Raw genomic sequence first — 26080 nt, forward strand, 5'->3', positions numbered from 1 at the left:
TTAAAGATAATAGTGTAACATAAAATTGTGGTTTAAGTTAAATAGCAAGGGGGCTATCACATAGAATAAATGTTATTGCTTAAAATAGTTTGGGAGAAATGAAAATACAGGGGAGTAGCAAAAATGAGAATTGCAAAGAATTTAACATTCCAAGTTATTGTGGCCATTATTTGTGGTATTGCAGTAGGGGCAATTTGGCCGAGTGTTGGACAACAAATGAAGCCAATTGGTGAAACATTCATCAATATGATTAAAATGGTTATTGCACCGATTATCTTTTTAACAATTGTGCTCGGTATTGCAAGTATGGGAAGTATGAAAAAGGTAGGCCGTGTTGGTGGGAAGGCACTATTATATTTTGAAATTGTTACAACAGCGGCTTTAATTATTGGTATCATCGTAGCGAATGTTGTGCGTCCTGGAGACGGATTAGATCCCTCAAAACTAAAGGGCGGAGATGTTTCGCAATATGTACAAAGCGGACAAGAAATGAAATGGATGGATTTCTTTTTACATATCGTGCCGTCTAACATGTTTGAAGCATTCGCCAAAGGTGATATTTTACAAGTTCTGTTCTTCTCCATTTTATTCGGCGCAGGGTTAACGATGTTAGGGAAAAATGGACAACCGGTTATTGACTTTTTTGAAAGATTATCGAAAGTATTTTTTAACATTTTATCAATTGTAATGAAATTAGCACCGGTTGGAGCATTCGGTGGGATGGCATTTACAATTGGGAAGTATGGTTTAAGCACGCTCATACCACTTGGCAAATTAATGATTTGTGTATATGCGACAATGGCATTATTTGTTTTTATTGTTTTAAATTTTATTTGTAAACTGTACAAATTTAGTTTGTGGAAATATTTAGCTCACATTAAAGAAGAATTACTCATTGTTCTCGGGACATCGTCATCAGAATCAGTACTGCCGCGAATGATGACAAAGATGGAAGACTTGGGATGTTCGAAGCCAGTAGTAGGTTTAGTCATTCCGACAGGATACTCATTTAATTTAGATGGAACGACAATTTATTTATCGATGGCTACTATATTTTTAGCTCAAGTCTTTCATGTCGATCTTTCACTAGGTCAACAATTAACTATAATAGCTATTTTATTAGTTACATCTAAAGGTGCAGCAGCAGTAACAGGTGGAGGCTTTATTGTATTAGCATCTACGTTATCTGCGATGAATGTTATTCCATTAGAAGGGTTAGCACTATTGCTTGGTGTAGATCGTTTCATGTCAGAAGCACGTGCTATCGTTAATTTAATTGGTAACGGTATTGCAACTGTAGTTGTTGCAAAAAGTGAAAATGAATTTGATGATGAGAAGTATACGAAAGTAATAGAGGAAATGAAAAGAGAAAAAATAGCCGGGTAAAAAGTCAGTTTTGCTGACTTTTTTTATTTTTGTAGGAAAGGAGTTTCTAAAAATATACATTATTTATTAACAAGAGCTGATAGATATTTAATGTGTAAATATGATAAATACCATTAAAGTGGTACATTTATATGAAAGAGAAATAGAATTTGAAGATCATATGGAATTTTTATGAATATTACTGTAAGAAAATAATTTTTTAAAAATTTTCAATAATAATACTTTACAAATTTTAAAAAATTAGTAGAATAAGAAGTAGTAAGAATCGTCTGATAAATATATAGAGAAAAACAGAATTATCAGAAAATTCTTGAATAGCTATCGTTTAGAATTAGGGAGGGTACAGAAAATGAAAAAGAAACAAATGAAAAAACTAACAGCAGTTGTAGCACCGGTTTTAGCAATGAGCATGGCGTTAACAGCATGTTCTACATCAGGTGGAGATAAGAAGACAAGCACAAATTCTAGCTCTGGTGGAGATAGTAAGTCAGGGGAAAAATTAGCAACGAAACAAGTGTTCAATAAAACAGAAAATCAGGAAATTCCAACAATGGATACGTCGAAGAGTACAGATACTTTGGGCTCTCAAATTTTAGGGAACACAATGGAAGGCTTATACCGTTTAGATAAAGAGAATAAACCAATCCCAGCTGCGGCAGAATCAAGCACGAAGAGTGAGGATGGTAAAAAATATACATTTAAATTACGTAAAGATGCAAAATGGTCAAATGGTGATCCTGTAACAGCGAAAGATTTCGTATTTGCATGGCAACGTTTATTAGATCCAAAAACAGCTGCTGAGTATGCATTCATTGCATTCCCAATTAAAAATGCAGAAGCGGTTAATAAAGGTGAAAAACCTGTAACAGAACTAGGAGTTAAAGCAGTAGATGACCTTACTTTAGAAGTTGAATTAGAACAAGCAGTACCATACTTCTTAAACTTAGTAGCATTCCCATCGTACTATCCATTAAATGAGAAATTTGTAAAAGAAAAAGGGGATAAATACGGTTTAGAATCTGATACAACTGTATATAATGGACCGTTCGTTCTTACTGATTGGAAGCATGAGCAAGGTTGGAAACTGAAGAAGAATGATCAATATTGGGATAAAAAGACTGTGAAATTAGATGAAATTAACTATAGTGTTGTAAAAGAGCCAGCAACTAATGTGAATTTATATGATAGTGGTCAAATTGATTTCTCCTTATTAACAGGTGAATTTGTTGACAAATATAGAAATAATAAAGAGGAATATGGGGTGTATAACGAACCAAGTACGTTCTTTATACGTTTAAACCAGAAACGTGGTGGACAAGATACACCATTAAAGAGCAAGAAATTACGTGAAGCAATTGCGCTATCAATTGATAAAAAGAATTTAACAAATGTTATTTTAAATGATGGGTCAAAACCTGCAGATTATTTAGTGCCGAAAGGCTTAGCAGCTGGACCTGATGGGAAAGACTTCCAAGAAACGTTTAAAAACGGTATTAAACCAGATGCGAAAAAAGCAGCTGCTGCATGGGAAGAAGCGAAAAAAGAACTTGGAAAAGATCAAGTTACAATTGAGTTTTTAAACTATGATACTGGTAATGCGAAAAAAGTTGGGGAATATGTAAAAGATCAAATTGAGAAAAACTTAAAAGGTGTAACAGTAAATATTAAACTGCAGCCGTTTAAACAAAAACTTAAATTAGAATCAGATCAAGATTATGATATTTCATATGGTGGATGGAGCCCAGATTATGCGGATCCAATGACATATTTAGATATGTTTGAAAGTAAGCACTCTCATAACCAAATGAGTTTCTCTGATCAGAAATATGATGAAATAATTAAAAAAGCTGGTGGGGAATTAATGAGTGATGCGAAGAAACGCTGGGAGGAACTAGGAAAAGCAGAGAAACTACTTCTTCAAGAAGATGTAGCTCTTGTACCTTTATATCAAAGTGCTAGATCTTATGTTATGAAACCGCATGTAAAAGGTGTTGTTAAGCATAATATTAGCCCAGAATACAGCTATAAGTGGGCATATGTTACTGAAAAATAATAGAGTTGAAAAAGCATTTAAAAGTGGCTTAGCTACTTTTAAATGCTTTTTTTGTGAGATTAAAATACTAATTTTTAGTATGGTTAAATAGAGGAGAATAAGGTGTATAGTATGTACATATAGTAGATAGAAGATAAATCCTACTAAATAAAAAACAGAATATTTAAAATAAACCTATTTGCAATTACGGAAAAAAGAGTAGAATGACATTAGTTGTAATCTTCTAAAAAAAAGTCTTTAGTAAGGGGTCTCTCAAGGGTTGGTAATGTACATATAATTAGGGAGGGTACAAAAATGAAGAGAAAAAAATGAAAAAGTTAACGGCAGTTGTAATACCAGTTTTAGCGATGAGTGTTGCATTGACAGCATGTTCTGGATCAGGTGGGGAAAAGAAAACGACTACTACATCAAATAGTGGGGAAGAAAAAAATCTGATATTAAATATGCAGCGAAACAAGTATTAAATCGTACGGAAAACCAAGAAATTCCGACGATGGATACTTCTAAATCTACTGATACATTAGGTGCGCAAATTTTAGGGAACACGATGGAAGGCCTATATCGCCTTGATAAAGATAATAAGTCAATTCCTGCTGCGGCAGAGTCTAGTACGAAAAGCGAGGATGGCAAAAAATATACATTTAAACTACGTAAAGATGCAAAATGGTCAAACGGTGATCCTGTAACAGCGAAAGATTTCGTATATGGATGGCAACGCTTACTTGATAAAAATACAGCGGCAGAATATGTGTTTATCGCTTTCTATATTAAAAATGCAGAAGCAATTAATAAAGGTGAAAAACCTCTAACAGATTTAGGAGCAAAAGCGGTAGATGATTATACACTAGAAGTAGAATTAGAAAAGCCAGTACCGTATTTCTTGAATTTAATGGCATTCCCATCGTACTATCCTTTAAATGAAAAGTTCGTAAAAGAAAAAGGAGATAATTTCGGTTTAGAAGCAGATACAACGTTGTATAACGGACCGTTCGTTATGTCTTCATGGAAACATGAACAAGGTTGGCAGCTAAAGAAAAATGATAAGTACTGGGATAAAAAGACTGTGAAATTAGAAGAAATTAACTATAGTGTAGTAAAAGAGGTTGCAACGAAAGTAAACTTATATGATACAGGATCAATTGATTTTACATTACTATCAGGAGAGTTTGTAGATAAATATAAATCGAACAAAGAAGAATATGGTGAGTATGCGGAATCAAGTACATTCTTCTTACGTTTAAATCAAAAACGTAACGGACAAGATACGCCTTTAAAGAGCAAAAAACTTCGTGAAGCAATTGCATTATCAGTTGATAAAAAAGGCTTAGCGAACGTTATTTTAAATAACGGTTCAAAAGCAACAGATCAATTAGTACCAAAAGGGCTTGCGACAGGTCCTTGTGGTAAAGATTACCAAGGTGCATTTAAAAATGGTCTAAAATATGATCCGAAAAAAGGTGCAGCAGCTTGGGAAGCAGCGGAAAAAGAACTTGGAAAAGATCAAGTTACAATTGAATTGCTAAGCTATGATGATGGAACTGCGAAAAAGATTGCTGACTATGTAAAAGATCAAATTGAGAAAAATTTAAAAGGTGTAACAATTAATACAAAAATTCAGCCGTTCAAACAAAAATTAAAATTAGAAACTGCGCAAGATTATGAAATTTCTTATGCAGGTTGGAGTCCAGACTATGCGGATCCAATGACATTTATTGATATGTTTGAATCGAAGAGCCCGTACAACCAAATGAGTTATTCAAATCCAAAATACGATGAAATGGTAGGAAAAGCAGGTAATGAATTAATGAGTGATGCGAAAAAACGCTGGGAAACGTTAGGGAAAGCTGAGAAATTATTCCTTGAAGAAGATGCAGGGGTAGTTCCTTTATATCAAACAGGAAGATCGTACGTAATGAAACCGAATGTAAAAGGAATTGTGAAACATAACATCAGTTCAGAATATAGCTTTAAGTGGGCGTATGTAACTGAGGATGGCGGAAAAAATAAAGTGAAATGCTTTTTAGTATGTATAAGGGAATAAATCTCGTTAGCCTATTGAGAATCGGATAGGTAATAAAGAAGGTTCTATCCGAGGAAATTAGAGAGGTCAGTAAGTAGTAAGAAAGATGAATGATAGTAAGAGACCTCATGCTAATAAGAAAAATATAGAACGTAGTAATAGAGTGGAATAAGGGAATGGATGTTTACATATAGTAGACGGGGGATAATTCATATAGTAGTTAAAACAACAAGTTACTATCATAAAAAAATAAATTTTTAGAAAATTTACAAAAATACTTTACAAAACTAGAAAAAACAGTAGAATATTAATTAATAAGAATTTTCTGATAACGAAAGTTAGTAGGGAATCTCTAAATGTTAATAGCGTACATATAATTGGGGAGGGTACAAAAATGAAGAGAAAAAAGATGAAAAAATTAACAGCGGTAGTAGCACCAGTTTTAGTAATGAGTATGGCATTAACAGCTTGCTCTGGATCTGGGGAAAAAGATAAAGCAAGCACAACACCAAAAAGCAGTGAAAAAGAAGGCGGAAAGCTAGCGGCGAAGCAAGTGCTTAATTTAACAGAGTCTCAAGAGATTCCATCTATGGACTCTGCTAAAGCGACAGACCAAGTATCGTTTCTCGCTTTAAACAACGTAATGGAAGGTTTGTATAGACTTGATAAAGATAATAAAGCAACACCAGGGGTTGCTGAATCATATAAAAAGAGTGATGATGGTAAAAAATATACATTTACATTGAATAAAAATGCAAAATGGTCAAATGGAGAGCCTGTAACAGCAAAAGATTTCGTATTCTCTTGGAAACGTGCGGTAGATAAAAATACAGCAGCAGAATATGCATACATTATGTTTGATTTAAAAAATGCACAAGCGATTAATGAAGGAAAAGCTGAGCTAGATACGTTAGGAGTAAAAGCTGTAGATGACTATACGTTAGAAGTAGAATTAGAAAATCCAGTTCCTTACTTTGTAGAATTAACTTCATTTGGAACATTTTATCCATTAAACGAGAAGTTTGTAAAAGAAAAAGGAGAAAAGTACGGTTTAGAAGCAGATACAACGTTATACAACGGACCATTTACATTAACAGACTGGAAACATGAAGAAGGTTGGAAGTTAAAGAAAAATGCACAATACTGGGATAATAAAACAGTTAAGTTGGAAGAAATTAACTTTAATGTGGTAAAAGATAGCGGTACACGTGTCAATTTATATGAAAGTGGACAAATTGATCGCTCAGGACTTACATCTGAATTTGTTGACAAATATAAATCAAGCCCCGATTTCTTTACACAAAAAACACCGTCAACGTACTTCTTACGCTTAAACCAAAAACGTGGTGGGCAAGATACAGTGCTAAAGAGCAAAGATTTACGTTTAGCGATTGCAAAAGCGTATGATAAAAAAGGCTTAACGAATGTAATTTTAAATGATGGTTCTACACCTGCAGATTACTTAGTACCAAAAGAATTTGCTAAGAGCCCAGATGGAAAAGACTTCCGTAAAGAAAATGGAGATATTTTAAAAACAGATGTGAAAAAGGCAAAAGAGCATTGGGAAAAAGCGAAAAAAGAACTTGGAAAAGATGCAATTACAGTAGAACTATTAAACTATGATGGTGATGGTGCGAAAAAAGTAGGAGAGTTCTTAAAAGGAGAACTTGAGAAAAACTTACCAGGCTTAACAGTGAATTTGAAAAACCAGCCATTTAAACAAAAGTTAAAATTAGAATCAGATCTAGATTATGATTTATCTTACGCTGGTTGGGGCCCTGACTACTTAGATCCAATGACGTTCATTGATATGTTCGTTACAAATGGGCCTCATAACCAAACAGGATATTCAAATCCTAAATATGATGAAATTGTGCAAAAAGGTAAAGGCGAGCTATTAACGAAAACGAAAGATCGTTGGGATAGCTTACTGAAAGCGGAGAAAATGTTACTGGAAGATGCAGCAATTGCACCATTATATCAACGTGGTGATGCAATTGTTCAAAGAGCAAAAGTAAAAGGAATTGTTCACCACCCAGTTGGTGGAGATTACAGCTACAAATGGGCATATATCGGTGAGGAAAAATAAGCTGAGGGGGCGCGTGATGCGCCCTTTTTTTATGCACTTTTCATTCTTCCTTGAATATATAAAATAAAAAAGGGAGAATCCCATGGAACGAAATACTTACATCGATTTCTTAGCTTATTACGGAATAGGAAGTGCTCATCCTGGTGGTTTTACGTTAACAAAACAATTGCTAGCACAACTGCCTCTTAGACAAGGAGCGGATGTCCTTGAGATAGGTTGTGGTACAGGGAAAACAGCGGCTTACATGACAAAAGAATTCGGTTATAAAGTAACAGCGGTTGAAAAGAATGAAATTATGATTCAAAAAGCGAAAGATAGATGGTTGTTTGAAAGATTGAATGTACAATTGATTCAAGGTGATGCAGAGCGATTACCTTGTTTAAATGATTCATTTGAGTTTGTGCTTGGGGAATCGATACTCGCTTTTACAGATAAAGAAAGGGTTATATCAGAGTGCTATCGTGTATTACAGAAGGATGGTAAGCTTGTTGTCATTGAAATGATTATTAATACACATATTGAGAAGAGTGAGGAAGAAAAAATTGCCCAATTATATGGCATGAAAGAATTATTAACTGAGAATGAGTGGGTACAACTATTTCAGAAAGCAAATTTCAAAAGAATTACAATTGCTGGCGGTGGTACAATTGCAGAAACGATATCTAGCTATATAGAAGAGCCGGAATGGAATGTATCAACATATATTCCGAATGAGTTATATGAGGCATGGGTACAGCATGAAAATGTACGGCTTATGTACCAACATATTTTAGGGCATCGTATTTTTATATGTGAAAAATAAAGAAAAAGAGTTGGCTAAAGGTAGTCAACTCTTTACTATGTTAAATGAAAAATAATGCAGCTAAAGTAATTCCGAAGATGAAACCAAATCCAAGTTCAACGCCCCAGCCACAACCGCCACCACAGCCGCCGCCACCACAATTACCGCAACCACGACCGCCACATCCACAGCTACTGAATCCACCACCGCAACCAAATCCGCAACTATCACACCTGCTAATGCCGCCGCAAAGATCACAACCACCGTTTGCATATGCGTCATAGTATCCGAATCCTGTATCAAAAGATGAGCGCTGTTGCATTGGTTCGATCCATACAGATTCATTTGTCACATCGATTATTTTGCCTAAATGAATGCGACCATCGCGATCTTCAATTCGAACAACTTTACCGAAATAACGTCGGCACGTATCATAACATCTTTGTCTATGCATGTTCTGTCCTCCTTCCCCCTTACAGTAATACGATATGTAAGGGGGACAAGTGCGGCTTGTACGAATGACCTACCTATCATAATTGTTATATGAAAGGGGAAATATAGAGAAAGGATATAGTAAGGAGGGAAAGGCAATGAAATCTACAGATCAGTTTCAAACATACGAAGTACCGTGGAAAGAATTTATAGAAGCATTGCGAGATGAAATGAAGAAACAAGTAGGAGCGGATATTATTGATACAGTAGTTTGCAATTTAGAGGATGGATTTGAAGTGTATACATATATACAGGGGGATTTAGAGTTTGAATATAAAGAAGCGCTTGAAAGAAAATACGGAAGTGATGCTAAGACTCCTAATTTGTTAACAATTATGCTATTAGCCAGCATTTATAATACGAGTGAAGCGAATATACGCTTACATGCAGATAACAAAGATAATCCAATTGTTGAAGTATATGTGAAGCAATGAAACACGCTGTGAAAGGCGTGTTTTTTATTTGTATGATAAAATATTAGAAAATTGAGAAAGAAGGTGGAGGATTGGGAATTAAACATCTTAATTTAACAGTTACAGATGTAACAGCATCTAGAGAGTTTTTAGAGAGGTATTTTGGTTTAATTTGTAGTGGAACAAGGGGGAATGCCTTTGTAGTTATGCGTGATAATGATGGATTTATACTAACTTTAATGAAGGGAAAAGAAGTTCAGTATCCAAAAACATTTCATGTAGGATTTCCACAAGGAAGTGAAGAACAAGTAGATAAGATAAATCAAAGATTGAAGAAAGGTGGATTTTTGGTGGAGCCTCCTAAGCATGCCCATGCATATACATTTTACGTTGAAGCACCTGGTGGATTTACAATTGAAGTAATGTGCTAATTAAAAAATCAAACTTTTTGTTGTGTGTTTTTAATATGAAAAGTAGGAAAAGTCTGTTTTAAGTATGAAGCTTAGACAGGCTTTTTTGCTTATATAATTGGATAGAAAATGCTATAAAGAATATTACCAAGTGTATATATATGTTTACATAATAAAGTTATGGTGGGTTAGTTGTCCTAAAATACAAGTCATATATCTTGTTTCCTCTCATAAATTTAAACATAGGAATTTGTCTACAAAGGTGGCGAAGCCTCATCATGAAAATTCGAATTTGTGCCACATTCATGTTGTTTCTATTTATATGGTTACATCCTTATTGGACTTTTGCAAAAGGAGAGGAGGCAAAGGAAAGGGTCGTTTCACTTGTATATGATGATTCGGGCAGCATGAGAAATAACGATCGCTGGAAATATGCCAATTACGCTTTGCAAAGTTTAGTTGCGCTATTAGATGAAAAAGATACATTTTCTTATGTTCCAATGAGCAAGCCGAATAATCCGTTAAACATTTCGTTAACGAAGGATAAAAGGCAAACAGAAATTGAAGGAATTGGAGCGTGGAAAACGTATTTAAATACTCCTTTTAGCGCAGTAGAGACGGCGATGCAATCTATAAAAAAGGAAGCAGATATAGATGGAAAACGTGAATTTTGGCTTATTGTATTAACTGACGGGGCATTTAATGATCTAGAAAAAGATAAAGTTGGCGGAAAAGAACAAATTACACAGAAATTAGCCCAGTTTAAGAAAGAAATGGATGCAAAAAAGATATCGTTACATCCAGTCTTAATTACGATGGAAGAAGATTTAGGACAACAAGAAAAAGAACAACTAAATACGTTCAAGGAAATATGGAAGAAAGAGATAAACGGAGTTACGATGCCGTCAAGCGGAGAGGATGGCATTGTAAAAAGTGTAAATCAAGTGGCAGCATTAGTTGCGAATCGTGATCCATTCTCCTCCGTTGAATCGATTGTAAAAACGAAAGTAGTAGGAAAGAAAGTAGAGATTACAACGCCGTTCCCATTAAAGCGTATGACGCTTGTACGACAATCGCCTTCGCTGTCTAATTATCAGGTCACACAAATTTCGAAACCATTACAGTTACAGTCTTCTTTTTCCATACATGCACCCGGAGAAGCGAAATTATTCGGAAATATAGTTCATATAAGCACGGAAAATCAGGAAGTCATTAAACCAGGAACATATACGATAGAAGTGGATCGGGATATTGAGAAAGAAGGATTGCAAGTACTTGTTGAACCAGCGCTTAACTATACGGTTTCTACTTATGACAAAGATGATAATAGTCAAAAAAATGTTGAACAAATGTACGAAGGTGTTACTGCTGTTATTGAAGCAAAGCCTACTGAGTTACCAATTCAGTCTTCTTACTTTCAAGCAGAAGTAGAAATAGACGGAAAACAATATCCGATGAAGTGGAACGATAAGAGGCATGTGTTTTATTACGAAACGAAGATTGGTAAAGGGTTAGTACGTGGAAAAGTTCATATGAATATAAAGGGATTTTACAGACAGACGAAAGAATTCAAAATTGAAACAACAGAAAAGCCAAAATTATCACTTCAAACTGTTACGAAAGATTATGAAGAAAAAGTAACGAATTTAGAGAATAGTAAACCGTTTATTTTACAACCAAAGTTAGATGGTAAGCCGATGACAGAAGGGGCTGTAAAGAAACTATTAAAATCTACTGGTGTCACATCTAAACAATCAATCAACTATGAAATAAAACAACGTGGTAATCAAATTTACGTTTATCCTCGTCCTTATTACTCCGACACATTCAATTTCACAGATACTGGCACCGTAGAAGCTACCATCGTTATACAAGATGCGAAATTACAAGAAGTAAAGAAGCAAATATCACTCCATATTCAAAGTGCGCCGTTTTATGAAAAGTATGCGCTTATTTTTAAGTTTGTCATTCCTATCACTTTATTGCTGCTAGTAGTAGGCATAATCGTTTTAGGATGGATTGTTCGTCCAAGATTTCACCGGAAAGCGCTATTGTATTACGAATGGGATCAAGAAGTAGCGAAAGATTGGTTATATCAATCTGAACCAGAATTACTTCGAAATAAATGGTGGAAACATTATTTTGGTATCCCATTTCGAGCAGAAAGAAAAACTGTGCAATCCGTTACGTTTATAGCCAAGAAAGGTTCGAAATCTGTCTTTGTAGCGAAAGAGTCACAAGTAGTAGGAATGATTATTGATGGGATGTTTATAACAGAGGAAGAAGTAGGAATGGAGCATAAGACACTATATCCAAATGAACTTTTACTAATTGATAGAGGATATGGTAAGGAGATTTACAAATACGAATGTGAATAGTAGATAGGGAAAAGAAGGGGATGGAGTATTGATTCTCTTTCCCTTTTTTCAAACAAGCAAGAATAGGAAGGTGGTTCACATGACATTACAAGTTCCAACAATATTAATTGGTTTAGGTGGAATCGGTAGTACTGTGACGCATCAAATATATGAAAAACTGCCTGAAGAGCGCCGAAAAAAGGTAGCAATGCACGTATTTGATACAGATGTGAATACTTTGAGTAAATTTGATCATATTCGAAAGTTTAAGACACAAACAAGTTCTAGTAAAACGCCTAGGGAGTATATTGCGGGAGATCCAACGATTCCAGAGTGGTTTCCGATGGATCCGACTATACTTGATAAACCATTAACAGAAGGAGCAGGACAGTTACGTGTCATTTCACGTTTAGCGTTACGTGCTGCGATGAAAGAAGATAAATTGACCTCTTTTTGGCAAGAAATCGAGAAAATTTTTCCAGTTACAAGTGATCAAACAGAATATGGTGTGCGTGTCATTATAGTAACATCACTAGCAGGCGGAACAGGTTCGGGGATGTTTCTACAAATTGCATTATATTTACGTGAAATGCTTCGGAAAAAATTGCAGCATCATAACATTTTAATACGCGGTGCGTTTTTAATGCCTGATGTTTTAGTAAAGACGAGAACAGTTAGTGCGAAAGAGTTTGAGACGGTGCAAGCAAACGGATATGCATCGTTAAAAGAATTACATGCTATTACGCTCGGTTCTACTGGAGAATTATCAAAACGCGGCGGGGTAACAATTGAATTAGAGTATCGCCCTGATCAAGTAGATGAAGACGGAAGAACGAATCATACAATTAAACAACATCATTTACCGTACAATTATTGTTTCTTATACGACTACGAAAACCTACATGGACACCATTTGCACAATTTATCAGATTATATGGAGCAAATGGCAAATACAATTTATTTACAGTTATTTAGCCCGATGTCTACAAGTCATTTTGCACAGGAAGACAATCAAATTCAGCAATTAGCAGAATCAAGCGGAAAAGGACGATATTGCGGGGCAGGAACGGCAAAACTCATTTATCCGTATGAGCATGTGTTAAAATATTGTGCTTTAAAATGGGCTGTGCAAGGTTTAGATGAATCGTGGCTTCATTTAGATCAACTGTTTCAAGAGAAGAAGCAAAGATATGACCAAGATGTAAAACGTGGGATGCAGCGTGAAAAGCCGGAGAGAGGTAAAAGTTATTTAGAGGACTTGGAACATCTTGCTACCCGTCCAGAGCAAGCTCATATTTTCTATAGACAAATGTACAATGAAACGCGTGAAGGAGCAGAGGGTGGTAAGCTCGGAGTTGCGAAATCAAAACTGTTTTTAGAAGCTGTAGAAAGTTATGTACAACGCACGGTGCAAAAAGATGAGGAATTAAATCGTCTGCAACATGAGTGTAAAATTTCAGCTGCGAAGCTGAAAATGATGGAACAAATGAAAGGTGAAGTGGCAAGAGTGGATCATGCGGTGCGTTTATATGCGTATGCGATTCCGAGCCGTGTACATGAACATGTAACGACACTTTTATATGACATGATTGAATCAGACCGCTTTTCACCAAGTGGTTCTGAAGGGCAGTCCTATCAACTAAATACATGGTTTTTAAAGAAAACAGATCCAGTTCACCCAGTAGCAGCACGTTTTATGTTATATGAAATTCGAAAGCAGTTAGTAGAAAAAATGAATCGACTACATGAAAATAATGAACAAAAGCGTAATGTAATTCAAAACTACGATAAAAAATTTAATGTGGGTAATATCGATGGAACGGTAACGGCTGTACGCCGAGTAGAAATTGCTCAACAACAAGGCTGGTTTGGAAAAATGATTAATAATCAGCAACGTTTATTCAAAAGAGAATTTGAAGACATCGTAACGCAATATGTACACAAATTAAATGAATATCGAAAAGAAATGCTATTAGAACTTGTGTATCAATCGCTATATCAAACAGTTAATAAAATGATTCAATATTGGGAAAGGTTTTTTGATAATTTACATGAAACACGTGAAAATTTATTGTTTGAAATCCAAAAGCGCAGTAAGGAATTTGAAGGGAAAACAAACCCGACGAATGTATATGTATTAGCTGAGGAACAGCTGCAAGAAAAGATATGGCAAGATATGCAGCAACATTTAAATTTAGGTGTACTACCGAAAGATATATCAGCGGAAATTTATATGAGTTTGTACGGGGAATATTGTCGTGATGCGAAAACAGAAGAGATTCAGTCGAAAAAGGTAGAGGATTTCTACCGAGAACATATACTGAGCTATTGTTATGACGAACTGCAAGTACGCTATCGTGATAAATTAGAACTGAATATCATTGAGGCGTTGCGAAAAGAAGCGGATTATAAGAAACGTGATCGCGATGAATACGTTCGTGAAAAAATTGAAGACCTGTTCCATTTAGCGAGTCCATTCGTTCCGAAAGTTGCTCATCATAGGGAATTACAATATTGGGGTATACATCCTTCTTTAAAGAAAGAGCTGCAAGAGGAATTAATTCAAGAAATGTTTAAAGAAAAAGATACAGTACATGAAGCCTTTTCGCCATTTGAAGTGATCTGTTATCGAGCACATTACGGCTTATCGCTGCAAGACTTTCCTAAATTATCATCAGGACATATTTCAAACGGATTTATGAATGATAAAGGTGACTATTTCCAATCGTATTATCGCCGTGTAAACAAATTAAATAGTAAAAAATCTAGTTTAACGCCGCATTTAGATAAGTATTGGCACTTACCAGCCTTTATGCCAGATTTAAACGCGACTCAAACAAAATTAGATTATGATAAATGTAATCGTGCATTACTATACGCATATATGTATCGCTGGATTAGTTTAGTTGCTGTTGATGGACAGTTTGTGTATCAATATAACGGTGTGGGACGTAGCTTTTTAATTCAGTCGATGGGGAAAAATATTTCAAGCGAAAGTTATAAATTACACAGAGCATTGCTTCATAATCCGTTTATTTATGAAAACATCTTGTCACGATTTGAAGAAGAGCAAGAAAAGGCGATGATACAAGGTGGACATTTATATACACATCCGTTCGTATTAGGAGCCCAAGATGTAAGATGGCTTAGAAAAGAACATGTCCACAATCTTTTAGACATGATTTTAATGTATGACCGTGAAGCGAAGTATGATCCGACGTTAGAAGAAACATCAGATGAATTATTAAGACTATTCCTTGATGAAATCGAGTTGTATTTCCAGAACTATTACGGTACAGGTGCCGATATGGTGGCAAAGAAAGAGAAAGAAATGTTTATTAAACAATTGTGGGATCGCTCGCATGCAAAAGGATATGTAGATCCAAATAGCGCTCCGTATAAAAAATGGCAAAATTTATTAAGTGTTCAAGATGAAGAAGAAACGCCAAAAACGAATGTATAATGAATGAAAAGGGAATCCTTAAAAGTGGCAATACAACTTTAGAAAAGAGGGATTCTGATGCCGTTTTTAGGAAGTGTATATCAAATATTTGGATTATATCCAGAAATTTATTATGGAATGATTTCAGCTGAACTTGCGGAGCAGCAAAGGTTGGAACAAGCGGAAAACGAAGAACCAGAAACAGAAGCGTAACTGCATAAGCTTCAAAATAAAAAATGAAAACACGCTACTTGCTCTTTAAACGTATAAGAGCAAGTAGCGTGTTTTTTCTATTTAATAATCCCATTTTCTAAAATTTTAATAGTTGGTGCTACTTTCACATTAGCTTTTGAAAAGGCACGTGGCCAATCATCTTCAACTTGTTTCCATTCTTTATAGTGAAATGCTCTCGCATAATCACCAAATCCGAATGGATCGAGTTGCTGTTTTTGAATTTTGTAGATTAATTCGTTTAAATCTTTGTTTAGTTGTTTTGTAATAAGAGAAGTTAATTTCTTTCTATCTTTATCTATATCCATGTTGAATGTAAGTTCAGATACGGCAATTTTTAAATCCATTTTAATATTAAATTTGAAGCGGTTATCGCTATAGTCTGTATCGATATCATGATTCATACTAAGAACGTTTATTGTTATGAAATCGTCGCCTTTTGTATCTTTTAGATGGCTATTACTTTCAACTAAATTAGAGGGGATTTTCATTGTAAGTGAAACGGGTATATTAGCTTTCTTTTGCACCATAAGAAGAAGGGCACTTTCATAGCGATTTAAAGACATCTTATAAGTTCCACGAGAAGTTAATAGTGCCGAACCGGTAACAATAACATCTTTCTTCCCTTTTTTTATTTCTGAAATAGCAGGAGTTACGCCTTTATTAAAAGTTTGTCTATGAAATTCATGGAATGTCGTAAACACGGTCCGATTGTATAGTTTGTTCGTATTAATTAAATCTGTTAAATATTCAGGAAGAGCAGGCTTATCTTTGAAATTATTATATATAACAGAAGAAATGGGGCCATCTACTGCAACCATGCGCATATTTCCTGTATTTTTAGGATCGCGATACCAAACATCCAGATAAGGCATAGCTCCTTCTTGTTTTAAAAAATTTGTGCTAAACAATATGAGCTGTAACTTTTCTGTGGACACTAAACCGCTGCTTGAACTGTTAAACGTATCTTTTGCTTCTCGGGGTGTATGTACTTTCGCTTCATGAATTTCGTACTTTTTCTCTACATCTTCATTAAAAATAGGGTTTACGTGATACACAATTAATTTTCCTTTTGGTTTTGCGTCAAAACCGTAAATTAATGAGATGGATTGTTTTTCTAAATCAAGCCGATCTTCACAGCCTACTAAAAAAATTATGAGGAAACAAAATATAATAAAATGAATACAACGTCTCATTTAAATTTTTCTCCTTTTCCAATGCTGATAAAGTGTCATGTATAAGAGAAATACCACTGGGAATAGAAAAACGATAAAATAACTAGCAGTTCCCCAAAATTCCCGCAACGCACTTATCTGATAAGAAGAAGGGATATAAAAGAATAAGATGAAAATACATCCGAATAATAAAAAATAAATAGGTAATGAACTGCCTTTTTTGTTAAGTAATTGATTAATTCCATCTGAAGCAGTGAAAATATAAGGAATACAGGAATCAAAAATAATAAAGAGATAAAATGACAGAAAGATAATTTCAAATCGCTCAAGAAATGAGAAGTGAAACGGTGTAACAAGAGAAAGTGTCGGCCATAAAAACTTTGTTATACCATCTGGACTAAAATAAATAAAAGAAACGAACGTGATTTGAAGATAAATAAATAACGTAATCAAATTCGCAATAACGATTCCTTTTTTTGCAGATGCTTTGTTAGTTAAATAAGGATAAAGGACAAACGAAAACTCGAATCCGAGAAACGCAATGATAGTTGATTTCACGGTGTTTATAATTGGTAGCCATCCTTCCTTGATAAGAGGAAGTAGATATATAAAATGCCCATCTTTAAGAGGAATAAATAATAATAATGGCATCCAAAGTGTAAAGATGACAGTGAAAACAGCAAAACGACTAATAATAAGTGCTCCTTTACATGCAAGCATAAGCATTGGAATAGATAGCAAAATCATAATTAAAGACATAGGAGATCTAGGTAAAATCCAAATGTGAATAACGTATAAGAGGGAAAAAATTAAGGAAACAGCTGCGAGTACAGCATATAAAATCCAAAAAATCATTACTACTCTTCCTAGCCATTTTCCAAGATAGCGTATCAGCACATCAAGTAAAGTATATCCTGGATGTTTTTCCATAATTTTTACAATACATAGACTGACTAAAGTAGTAATGATACATCCGATAATAATAGACATCCAGCCATCTGTATTCGCCCCTTGTGCAACTTCACGCGGGAGTGTAAGTACGCCGAATCCGACTTGAACACCACTAATAGTTAAAATGTATTGAAATAAAGTGATTTCCCTCTTTGCACGTTTTGTCACTTATTCTCCTCCTTTTCCTCAACATCGCTTTGCCGGTTATTTTGTTTTAATTGTAGAGATAGTGGCCGTTTCTTCATGATTTTCCATGGGAAACGTACAAGGGTATCTTTTAAGTCCGAAGCATATGACGGAGAAAAAGGACTACCATATGGCACACCAAGTGATTCCATAGAAAGAATATGGATGATAATGATTGCCATTCCAACCATAATTCCAATGACGCCAAATAAAGAGGCTGCTATCATCATTGGGAATCGAAGAAGCCGAATTCCTGCTGACATTTCTAAGTTAGGAATAATGAAAGAGGCAACCGCAGTAATTGATACGACGATAACCATAACGTTACTAACAATCCCAGCTTGAACCGCAGCTTGTCCAATTACAATTCCTCCTACGACGCCGATTGTTTGTCCAACAGGCCCAGGAAGCCGAATCGCTGCTTCTCGGAGCATTTCGAGAACTAATTCCATTAATAAAGCTTCTAATATGGGGGGGAAAGGAATTTTGGCTCGAGATTCTCCAATCGTTAACAACAATTTGAGCGGAATTACTTCATAATGGAAGGAAATCATAGCAATATAAAGAGCAGGAGCAAATATTGCAATAAATAGCCCAGTGAAACGAAGAAGTCGTATAAAAGATGGAATCATAGGTCTGAAGCTGTAATCATCTATCGTCTGAAAAAAGGATGAAAAGGTCATAGGTCCTATTAATACGCCTGGTGAGCGATCTACAACAACAGCGATTCGCCCATTCAAAATATGATGTGCCGTTGTGTCAGGACGTTCAGTGATAGACAATTGTGGGAAGAGAGTATAGGAATTATCTTCAACAAATCCTTCTAATTCACCGGTAGTAAGAATAGCATCTACTTTGATTGATTCGATGCGGCATGCCATATCTTGTACAACATCTTCGTTTGCAACATCTGCAAGATAAAGTAAAAAAACTTTAGAGGTTGCTCGTTCGCCAACAGTGAATTCCTTCACTTTTAATTCGCGATTTGGAATATAGCGACGAATAAGTGCGATACTATCACTTGCCACTTCATTAAATCCTTCGTGTGAGCTTTTTATGGAAGTCTCTGTTGTAGGTTCTTCAATGCTCCTTTTTGGCGCCGCTTGTGTATCTAGTTCTAAAGCCGATAATTGACCGTTTATAAATAAAATACTTTTGCCATGTAAGAGAGATTGCTCAATGTCTATCCACTTCTGAACTTTTTTAATATTCCCTATAGAAACAGAAGATTCCCAAAAATCGTCTTCATTCCATTCTTTAAATAAGAGAGGCCGAAGAATATCTACATTAATAACAGTTTTATCTACAAGTCCTTCCATATATATAAGAGCAGCTTCTTTTCCGTTTTTTAACGGGAAAGTGCGTGTAATTAATTCTGGAATACCACTAAATAATTTGGATAAGTGTTTAAGATTAAGCGGCATGGAGGAAGAAATTTCTTTATGTAATACAGTTTCAGATTGCTCGTGTGTAGAGAAAGATTTTTCGCCCCTTATCCATTTTCGAAAAGAACCCATATATTCACCTTATTCCTCGTTGAACTTTATATGGGTTATTATGGATAGTTACATACAGACATATGCGCAGTTTAAAATTTATATTGTATATTTGTACATTTAACGCTATAATTATAGTGTTAAAGATGGAATCGTGATATGACCTGTTATGAATCTATCGTTTTATTTATGAATAAATGGATTGGTATTTTAGCAAGATGTGCTAATAAACTACTCCACCATGATAATAGCGTGCCAAAAATGTGGTGCGTATATTTTCGTGGTGGAGTTTTTTTATTCTCAAAAAGGGGGAAAGACCATGAATGACAACATGGTTCATATTACAATTGACGGAAAAAAGTATGCAGCGGAGCCTGGTTCAACGATATTGGGTGTGATTAATGAGAACGGGATTGAACATCCGCAAATTTGTTACGTGCCAGAAGTAGATTCTATTCAAACATGTGACACTTGTATTGTAGAAGTTGACGGAAAGTTAATGCGTTCTTGTTCGACGATAGCAACGGAAGGTATGGACATTGAACGTGCTTCTGTTCGCGCAAAAGAAGCACAAACAGAGGCGATGGATCGGTTACTAGAAAATCATTTATTATACTGTACAGTATGTGACAATAACAATGGGAACTGTAAACTGCATAATACAGCAGAATTAATGGAAATCGAACATCAAAAATATCCTTATGAACCGAAAGTAGATGTAAGTGAAGTTGATATGACGCATCCGTTTTATCGCTATGACCCTAATCAATGTATTGCATGCGGTCAATGCGTTGAGATAATATGAAGTGACCTCCTAGATTATCAAGTCAGGGATTTTAACCCATAATAATGAATGAAAACATTATGAATGGGGTTATACCCTATGATAATAGGAGGCCACTATGGAAAATATAATATATATTGGGATGGATGTCCACAAGGAAAGTTTTAGCTTATGTGCACTACACGGAACAACTGGGGAAATTGTAAGAGAAGCACGATGTGCTTCAAATGTATCTCTCGTAAAAAAATTCGTTGAGAAACTGAAAACAAAATATGGTGAAGATATAAAAATTAAAGCTGGATATGAGGCTGGTTGTTTAGGGTATTCACTTCATAATCTTCTTGAACAAAATGGAATTGATTGTGATATTTTAGCTCCCACAACAATGTACAGTTCATCAAAAAACAAAATGGTGAAAAATGATAAATTCGATGCCAAAATGATTGCTCTTAATTTAGCAAATGGCACCTATAAAGAAGTATATGTTCCAGAAGAAGAGGATGTTGCCGTGAAAGAGTATATCCGCATGTTAGGTGATTTTAAAACATCTTTGAAAAAAATAAAACAACAGATAAAAGCATTCCTTTTAAGACATGGCTATGTGTATGAAGGGAAATCAAGCTGGACAATCGCTTATATGAAATGGTTAAAGAATCTTGATCTACAAGGATTATTCAAAGAAACGTTAGGCGAATACCTATTACAGTATGATGTTCTAGTCGATAAAATTGAGCGGTTCAGTTTGAGATTAGAAGAATTATCTCATCGTGAAAGGTACGAAGAACCAATCGCAAAGTTAAGATGCTTAAAAGGTATAGATACAACATCGGCAATGACTGTTCATGTGGAAATTGCAGACTTCACTCGTTTTCCCACGGCTAAAGCATTTATGGCTTATGTAGGATTGACGCCAAGCGAAAGCTCAAGTGGAGAGAAAATCAGTCGACGTTCGATTACAAAACAAGGAAATTCGACCGTTAGGTCTACTCTTGTAGAATGTGCAAATGCGTTGGTAAAAGGAGCAATCGGATTAAAATCGAAGCGAGTGAAAGCAAGACAAAAAGGGCAACGAAGCGAAGTGATTGCTTATGCGGATCAGGCTGTAGAAAGGTTACAAAGAAAATATTATCGCATGATATATCAAGGGAAGCCTAGAAATGTTGCCGTTACAGCTATCGCAAGAGAACTGGGGTGTTTTATATGGGGATTAGAAACAGGTAAAATTCACCGAAAATAAAGAGGGAAGGATATGAAGTTGATTGATTCATAGTTAGAAATCAAAGGTATCAATTGATGGCATAGATGAGCTTCAGAGATAGTGAATTACAGGTCTGGCTATCTATGACTCACCTCTTCTGGCATGGCTGAAATTCTGATAAACAAGCTATTTATTAGAATTTGAAAAGGTGTGATCCACGCAGTGAGATTATAAGAGCCTAACGACGAACCATTAACCTGAGGTAACCAATCCACGAATAACAGAGTGGTTAACTGTCGATAGATCTTATTTCTGAAGCTTTTGTATGCCATCAAGAAAAATATTATGGGTGAAAAACTATTGACAAAGGTCACTTCATAACAGGTGTGTCAAAACTTACAAGTAAATGAAACGTTATCGATAGACTGGGAAGCGGAACGCCCACGAGTTATTTGGGATGAAGGAGTAAATATTAATGATTCTTCATGCGTTAGCTGTGGTCAATGTGTAACGATTTGCCCTTGTAACGCTTTAATGGAGAAAACGATGCTCGGTGAAGCTGGATTTATGACGGGATTAAAACCAGATATTCTTGAACCGATGGTAGATTTAATTAAAGAAGTTGAGCCTGGATATAGCGGTATTTTTGCGGTATCAGAAGTGGAAGCGGCCATGCGTGATACTCGTACGAAGAAAACGAAAACAGTATGTACATTTTGTGGTGTAGGTTGTTCGTTTGAAGTGTGGACGAAGGGGCGTAAAATCCTTAAAGTACAGCCATCTTCAGATGCACCAGTTAACGCAATTTCCACTTGTGTAAAAGGGAAATTTGGTTGGGATTTCGTAAATTCTAAAGAACGAATTACAAAACCTTTAATTCGTAAAAATGGAACGTTTGTTGAATCTACATGGGAAGAAGCATTGAATGTAGTTGCAAGTAAATTAGGATCGATTAAAGAAGAGTATGGTAAAGATGCTATCGGTTTTATTTCTTCATCTAAAATTACGAATGAAGACAATTACGTTATTCAAAAACTAGCCCGACAAGTATTTGAAACGAATAATATTGATAACTGCTCACGTTATTGCCAATCACCAGCAACGGATGGTTTGTTCCGTACAATTGGTATGGGCGGTGATGCAGGAACGATTAAAGATATTGCGCAATCTGGTCTTGTTATTATTGTAGGATGTAATCCGACAGAAGGTCATCCTGTTTTAGCTACACGTATTAAACGTGCACATAAATTACACGGACAAAAGTTAATTGTAGCTGATCTTCGTAAAACAGAAATGGCAGAGCGATCAGATGTCTTTATTAGTCCAAAACAAGGAACAGATCAAGTATGGTTAATGGCTGTTACGAAATATATGATTGATCAAGGTTGGCATGATCAAGAATTTATTAATGAGAATGTAAACTTCTTTGAAGATTTCAAAGAGAGCCTGAAAGAATATACACTTGAATATGGAGAAGAAATGACTGGTATTTCAAAAGAAACACTTATTCAAATGGCTGAAATGATTCGTGATGCAGATGGTACATGTATCCTTTGGGGGATGGGAGTAACGCAAAATACAGGTGGCTCTGATACTTCCGCTGCGATTTCAAACTTACTTCTTGCAACAGGGAACTATCGTCGTCCAGGAGCAGGTGCATACCCACTTCGAGGTCACAATAACGTACAAGGTGCTTGTGATATGGGTACTTTACCAGGATGGCTTCCAGGATATCAGCACGTTACTAACGAAATGGAACGTGCGAAATTTGAAACTGCTTACGGAGTGAAAATTGATAGTGAACCAGGTCTTAATAATATTGAAATGCTTCACGCAATTGACGAAGGAAAAATGAAAGCAATGTATCTTGTCGGAGAAGATATGGCTCTTGTAGATTCTAATGCAAATCATGTACATGAAGTGTTAACGAGCCTTGATTTCTTCGTTGTGCAAGATGTTTTCCTTTCTAAAACTGCTCAATATGCAGATGTTGTATTACCAGCAGCGCCATCTCTTGAGAAAGAAGGTACTTTCACAAATACAGAGCGCCGTGTCCAAAGATTATATCAAGTTCTTCCTACGCTAGGAGATGCGAAACCAGACTGGTGGATCGTCCAGGAAGTTGCGAATAAACTAGGTGCAAACTGGAATTATAGCCACCCAAGTGAAATCTTTGCTGAAATGGCAAGTTTATCACCATTGTTCTCGCAAGCGAACTATGAAGTGCTTGAAGGATGGAACAGTTTCCATTGGGGAAGTTTTGATGGAACGAATACACCACTTCTGTTCCAAGATGGATTTAACTTCCCAGATAAAAAAGCTCGTTTTGCGATTGCTGACTGGGTACGTCCAGCTGAATTTCCAGCCGAGTTTGACCTTCACATTAACAACGGTCGTATGCTTGAGCATTTCCATGAAGGGAATATGACAAATAAATCAACAGGTATTCAAACGAAAGTACCTGGTGTTTTCGTTGAAATCTCTCCAGACCTTGCAAAAGAACGTGGCGTAAAAACAGGTTCGTTAGTTCGTCTTGTCTCTCCTTTTGGAGCATTAAAATTACGTGCACTCGTTACAGATCGTGTAAAAGCGAATGAGTTATATTTACCGATGAACTCTACAGATAACGAAACGGCAATTAATTTCTTAACAGGTCCTGCTGTGGATGTACGTACGAATACACCTGCGTATAAACAAACGAAAGTACGTATGGAAGTGTTAGAAGTTGATGGCGAAAATCCGATGCCAAAAGCGAACCCACGCAATAAAAAACGTCACCCTCAAGCTGGAATTGAGGTACATCGTAAGTGGGCACGTACAGGGTATGTGCATTTAACGGATAAGTAGGAGGAGAAAACTATGGCTGCACCTATAAAAATGATTCAAAAACAAGAATTAACTGAGGAAGAAATAAAACAGCAAAAGTTAGATGATTTAAAAGAGCTTCTAACTAATAATGAAGAAGCTCTAAATCAGATGTTTAATATAGTAGGGGAATTAAATGACATTGGAATGCTAGAAGCTGCAAATTCTATGCTAAAAGCGAAAGAACCAATTGCGAAGATTGTTCTAGGTCAAGTAACTCGTGAGCCTGTTACAAATTTAATTAATAATATGATGGGCGCTGCAGGTGCGTTAACTGAACTTGACCCAGAACTTACGAAAAAGCTTATAGGTAGTTTATTAGTCGGGCTAGAAGAAGGTAATGAACATCTAGAAAGTAATAAAAAAGTAGGGGTATTCGATCTTATGAAAGTATTGAAAGACCCAGATATTAACCGTGCGATCGGGTTTGGGCTTCATTTCTTAAAAGGAATGGGGAAAGGGTTAAAAGACGAATAAACTTCATGAAGTGAACCTTTTCGCCCAAATATTTGTACGAAATAGTTTGGGCGGAAGGCTCATTTTGGTAAAATATATAATAAAGTAAAATGAGGCTTTTGGGAGGTATAATTGTATGTCAAAAAAAGTACATGAATTTAATGATATGATCCGAAAACTTCGAAAGGAACTTTTCGGAAAAGGACCGGAACGAATTCATACTGTTTTTGCAGAAAATATGGCTATAGCGACTCTTTATGGAAACTTAACACCTACTGAAAAATTTATTTCAAGTACGATGGACGGTGCGGAAATGGTTCATCTGGCTAGAACAAAAATGATTCAAGAAGTGTATGCTGCGAATTCCCGTGAACATTTGGAGGAACTTGTTGGCGCGAAATTAGTGAATTTGTTTTCAGATATGAAAGTAGAAGAAGATATTGCAGTTTCGGTATTTGTTTTTGATAAAAATATAACGTGAGAGAAGGATACTGATCGTGAAACCGATACAGGTAGAAAGAGAAATCTTTCGTTATGAACAAGAGGTATTTAAGCATATAGAGGACAGCATTGTAACAGAGTTTCCTGTCACCATTAAAATGAACGGACAGGAGTTTGTTACAATGGTTAGTACTCCAGAATATATAGAAGATATGGTAATAGGCTTCTTAGCATCTGAAGGAATCATTCGAAAGTATGAAGATATTGATAGTGTATGGGTGCAGGAGAAAGAAGGATTTGTACATGTAACAACGACAAAAGTAAGTCCGTATTATGAACAAATGCAAAATAAACGATATATTACGTCTTGTTGTGGTATGAGTAGGCAAGGATTTGTTTTTGCAAATGATGCACTAAGTGCAAAAAAGATGAAGGGTGTCCATGTACAGGTTGCTGCCGATGATTGTTTTCGGTTAATGAAAGAAATGCAGCAATCTGCGGATACGTTTCATCATACTGGCGGGGTTCATAATGCAGCTTTATGTGATGTGAATGGTATTATTTTAAGCCGAATGGATATTGGTAGGCATAATGCACTAGACAAAATTTACGGTTATTGTTTAAAAAACGATATTTCTATAAAAGATAAAATCATTGTTTTTAGTGGTCGTATTTCTTCGGAAATATTATTGAAAGTTGCAAAAATCGGTTGTGAAATTATACTATCAAAATCAGCTCCAACTGAGTTAGCTTTGCAACTAGCGGAAGATTTAGGTATTACGACAATAGGATTTATTCGTAATCACTCCTTAAATGTGTATACCCATCCAGAGCGTGTTTTAAATATAAAATAA

Annotated in this window: 17 protein-coding genes and 3 pseudogenes; 16 read left to right on the forward strand and 4 right to left on the reverse strand. The window is 35.6% G+C overall.

Annotation, left to right across the window (positions count from 1 at the left end):
* Positions 1-123 precede the first annotated feature (123 nt).
* From MHI28_RS29305 to MHI28_RS29325, 5 genes and pseudogenes are all read left to right on the forward strand, one after another.
* Positions 124-1386, forward strand: coding sequence for a dicarboxylate/amino acid:cation symporter (locus MHI28_RS29305; RefSeq protein WP_001216974.1), 1263 nt, complete (start codon positions 124-126; stop codon positions 1384-1386).
* A 349-nt stretch (positions 1387-1735) separates the two neighbouring features.
* The gene (locus MHI28_RS29310) at positions 1736-3439 is read left to right on the forward strand and encodes a peptide ABC transporter substrate-binding protein (RefSeq protein ID WP_000730154.1); all 1704 of its coding nucleotides are present in this window, start codon (positions 1736-1738) and stop codon (positions 3437-3439) included.
* 308 nt (positions 3440-3747) lie between these two features.
* Positions 3748-5480, forward strand: a pseudogene (locus MHI28_RS29315) (peptide ABC transporter substrate-binding protein).
* Positions 5481-5853: 373 nt separating this feature from the next.
* Positions 5854-7548, forward strand: coding sequence for a peptide ABC transporter substrate-binding protein (locus tag MHI28_RS29320; protein ID WP_000823460.1), 1695 nt, complete (start codon positions 5854-5856; stop codon positions 7546-7548).
* Positions 7549-7630: 82 nt separating this feature from the next.
* On the forward strand, positions 7631-8350 hold the full coding sequence (locus MHI28_RS29325; RefSeq protein WP_000440865.1) for a class I SAM-dependent methyltransferase: 720 nt from the start codon (positions 7631-7633) through the stop codon (positions 8348-8350).
* A 40-nt stretch (positions 8351-8390) separates the two neighbouring features.
* On the opposite strand, the gene MHI28_RS29330 is transcribed toward MHI28_RS29325, so the two are convergent.
* On the reverse strand, positions 8391-8783 hold the full coding sequence (locus tag MHI28_RS29330) for a hypothetical protein (RefSeq protein WP_000555008.1): 393 nt from the start codon (positions 8781-8783) through the stop codon (positions 8391-8393).
* A 136-nt stretch (positions 8784-8919) separates the two neighbouring features.
* Here MHI28_RS29330 and MHI28_RS29335 point away from each other — a divergent pair, with 136 nt between their 5' ends.
* From MHI28_RS29335 to MHI28_RS29355, 5 genes are all read left to right on the forward strand, one after another.
* A complete protein-coding gene (locus tag MHI28_RS29335) occupies positions 8920-9255 on the forward strand; it encodes a hypothetical protein (RefSeq protein ID WP_000842916.1) in 336 nt (111 codons plus the stop codon).
* 71 nt (positions 9256-9326) lie between these two features.
* Positions 9327-9665: a VOC family protein gene (locus tag MHI28_RS29340; RefSeq protein WP_086413641.1), complete on the forward strand. Its 339-nt coding sequence runs from the start codon at positions 9327-9329 to the stop codon at positions 9663-9665.
* Positions 9666-9922: 257 nt separating this feature from the next.
* Positions 9923-12022, forward strand: coding sequence for a vWA domain-containing protein (locus MHI28_RS29345; RefSeq protein WP_079245820.1), 2100 nt, complete (start codon positions 9923-9925; stop codon positions 12020-12022).
* A gap of 79 nt (positions 12023-12101) precedes the next feature.
* Positions 12102-15464 (forward strand): tubulin-like doman-containing protein, encoded by a 3363-nt coding sequence (locus tag MHI28_RS29350; RefSeq protein WP_000175112.1) that lies wholly within the window; start codon positions 12102-12104, stop codon positions 15462-15464.
* Between the two features lie 57 nt (positions 15465-15521).
* Positions 15522-15656: a hypothetical protein gene (locus tag MHI28_RS29355; RefSeq protein WP_001116178.1), complete on the forward strand. Its 135-nt coding sequence runs from the start codon at positions 15522-15524 to the stop codon at positions 15654-15656.
* Positions 15657-15733: 77 nt separating this feature from the next.
* On the opposite strand, the gene MHI28_RS29360 is transcribed toward MHI28_RS29355, so the two are convergent.
* The 3 genes from MHI28_RS29360 to MHI28_RS29370 are packed head-to-tail and all read right to left on the reverse strand — an operon-like array spanning position 15734 to position 19503.
* Entirely contained in the window at positions 15734-16870 is a 1137-nt protein-coding gene (locus MHI28_RS29360) for a Ger(x)C family spore germination protein (protein WP_001250481.1), read from the reverse strand.
* Positions 16871-17968: an endospore germination permease gene (locus MHI28_RS29365; protein WP_086413640.1), complete on the reverse strand. Its 1098-nt coding sequence runs from the start codon at positions 17966-17968 to the stop codon at positions 16871-16873. It abuts the gene before it with no gap.
* A complete protein-coding gene (locus MHI28_RS29370; protein ID WP_000534546.1) occupies positions 17965-19503 on the reverse strand; it encodes a spore germination protein in 1539 nt (512 codons plus the stop codon). Before MHI28_RS29370 ends, MHI28_RS29365 begins: the two co-directional genes overlap by 4 nt.
* A 298-nt stretch (positions 19504-19801) precedes the next feature.
* Between MHI28_RS29370 and MHI28_RS29375 the strand changes: the two are divergent.
* The 6 genes and pseudogenes from MHI28_RS29375 to fdhD all read left to right on the forward strand — a co-directional run.
* Positions 19802-20281, forward strand: a pseudogene (locus MHI28_RS29375) (2Fe-2S iron-sulfur cluster-binding protein); the annotation flags it as partial.
* A 103-nt stretch (positions 20282-20384) separates the two neighbouring features.
* On the forward strand, positions 20385-21503 hold the full coding sequence (locus MHI28_RS29380) for an IS110 family transposase (protein WP_277548338.1): 1119 nt from the start codon (positions 20385-20387) through the stop codon (positions 21501-21503).
* A 342-nt stretch (positions 21504-21845) separates the two neighbouring features.
* A pseudogene (gene fdhF, locus MHI28_RS29385) lies at positions 21846-24311 on the forward strand (formate dehydrogenase subunit alpha); the annotation flags it as partial.
* A 12-nt stretch (positions 24312-24323) separates the two neighbouring features.
* Positions 24324-24806 (forward strand): DUF1641 domain-containing protein, encoded by a 483-nt coding sequence (locus MHI28_RS29390; RefSeq protein ID WP_000729897.1) that lies wholly within the window; start codon positions 24324-24326, stop codon positions 24804-24806.
* A 115-nt stretch (positions 24807-24921) separates the two neighbouring features.
* Positions 24922-25266 carry a DUF2294 domain-containing protein gene (locus MHI28_RS29395; RefSeq protein WP_000039580.1) on the forward strand — a complete coding sequence of 115 codons (345 nt, stop codon included), beginning with the start codon at positions 24922-24924 and terminating at the stop codon, positions 25264-25266.
* Between the two features lie 16 nt (positions 25267-25282).
* Positions 25283-26080 carry a formate dehydrogenase accessory sulfurtransferase FdhD gene (fdhD, locus tag MHI28_RS29400; RefSeq protein ID WP_000802664.1) on the forward strand — a complete coding sequence of 266 codons (798 nt, stop codon included), beginning with the start codon at positions 25283-25285 and terminating at the stop codon, positions 26078-26080.

It is taken from the genome of Bacillus sp. FSL K6-0268, assembly GCF_038005425.1.
Taxonomy (GTDB): Bacteria; Bacillota; Bacilli; order Bacillales; family Bacillaceae_G; genus Bacillus_A; species Bacillus_A thuringiensis_S.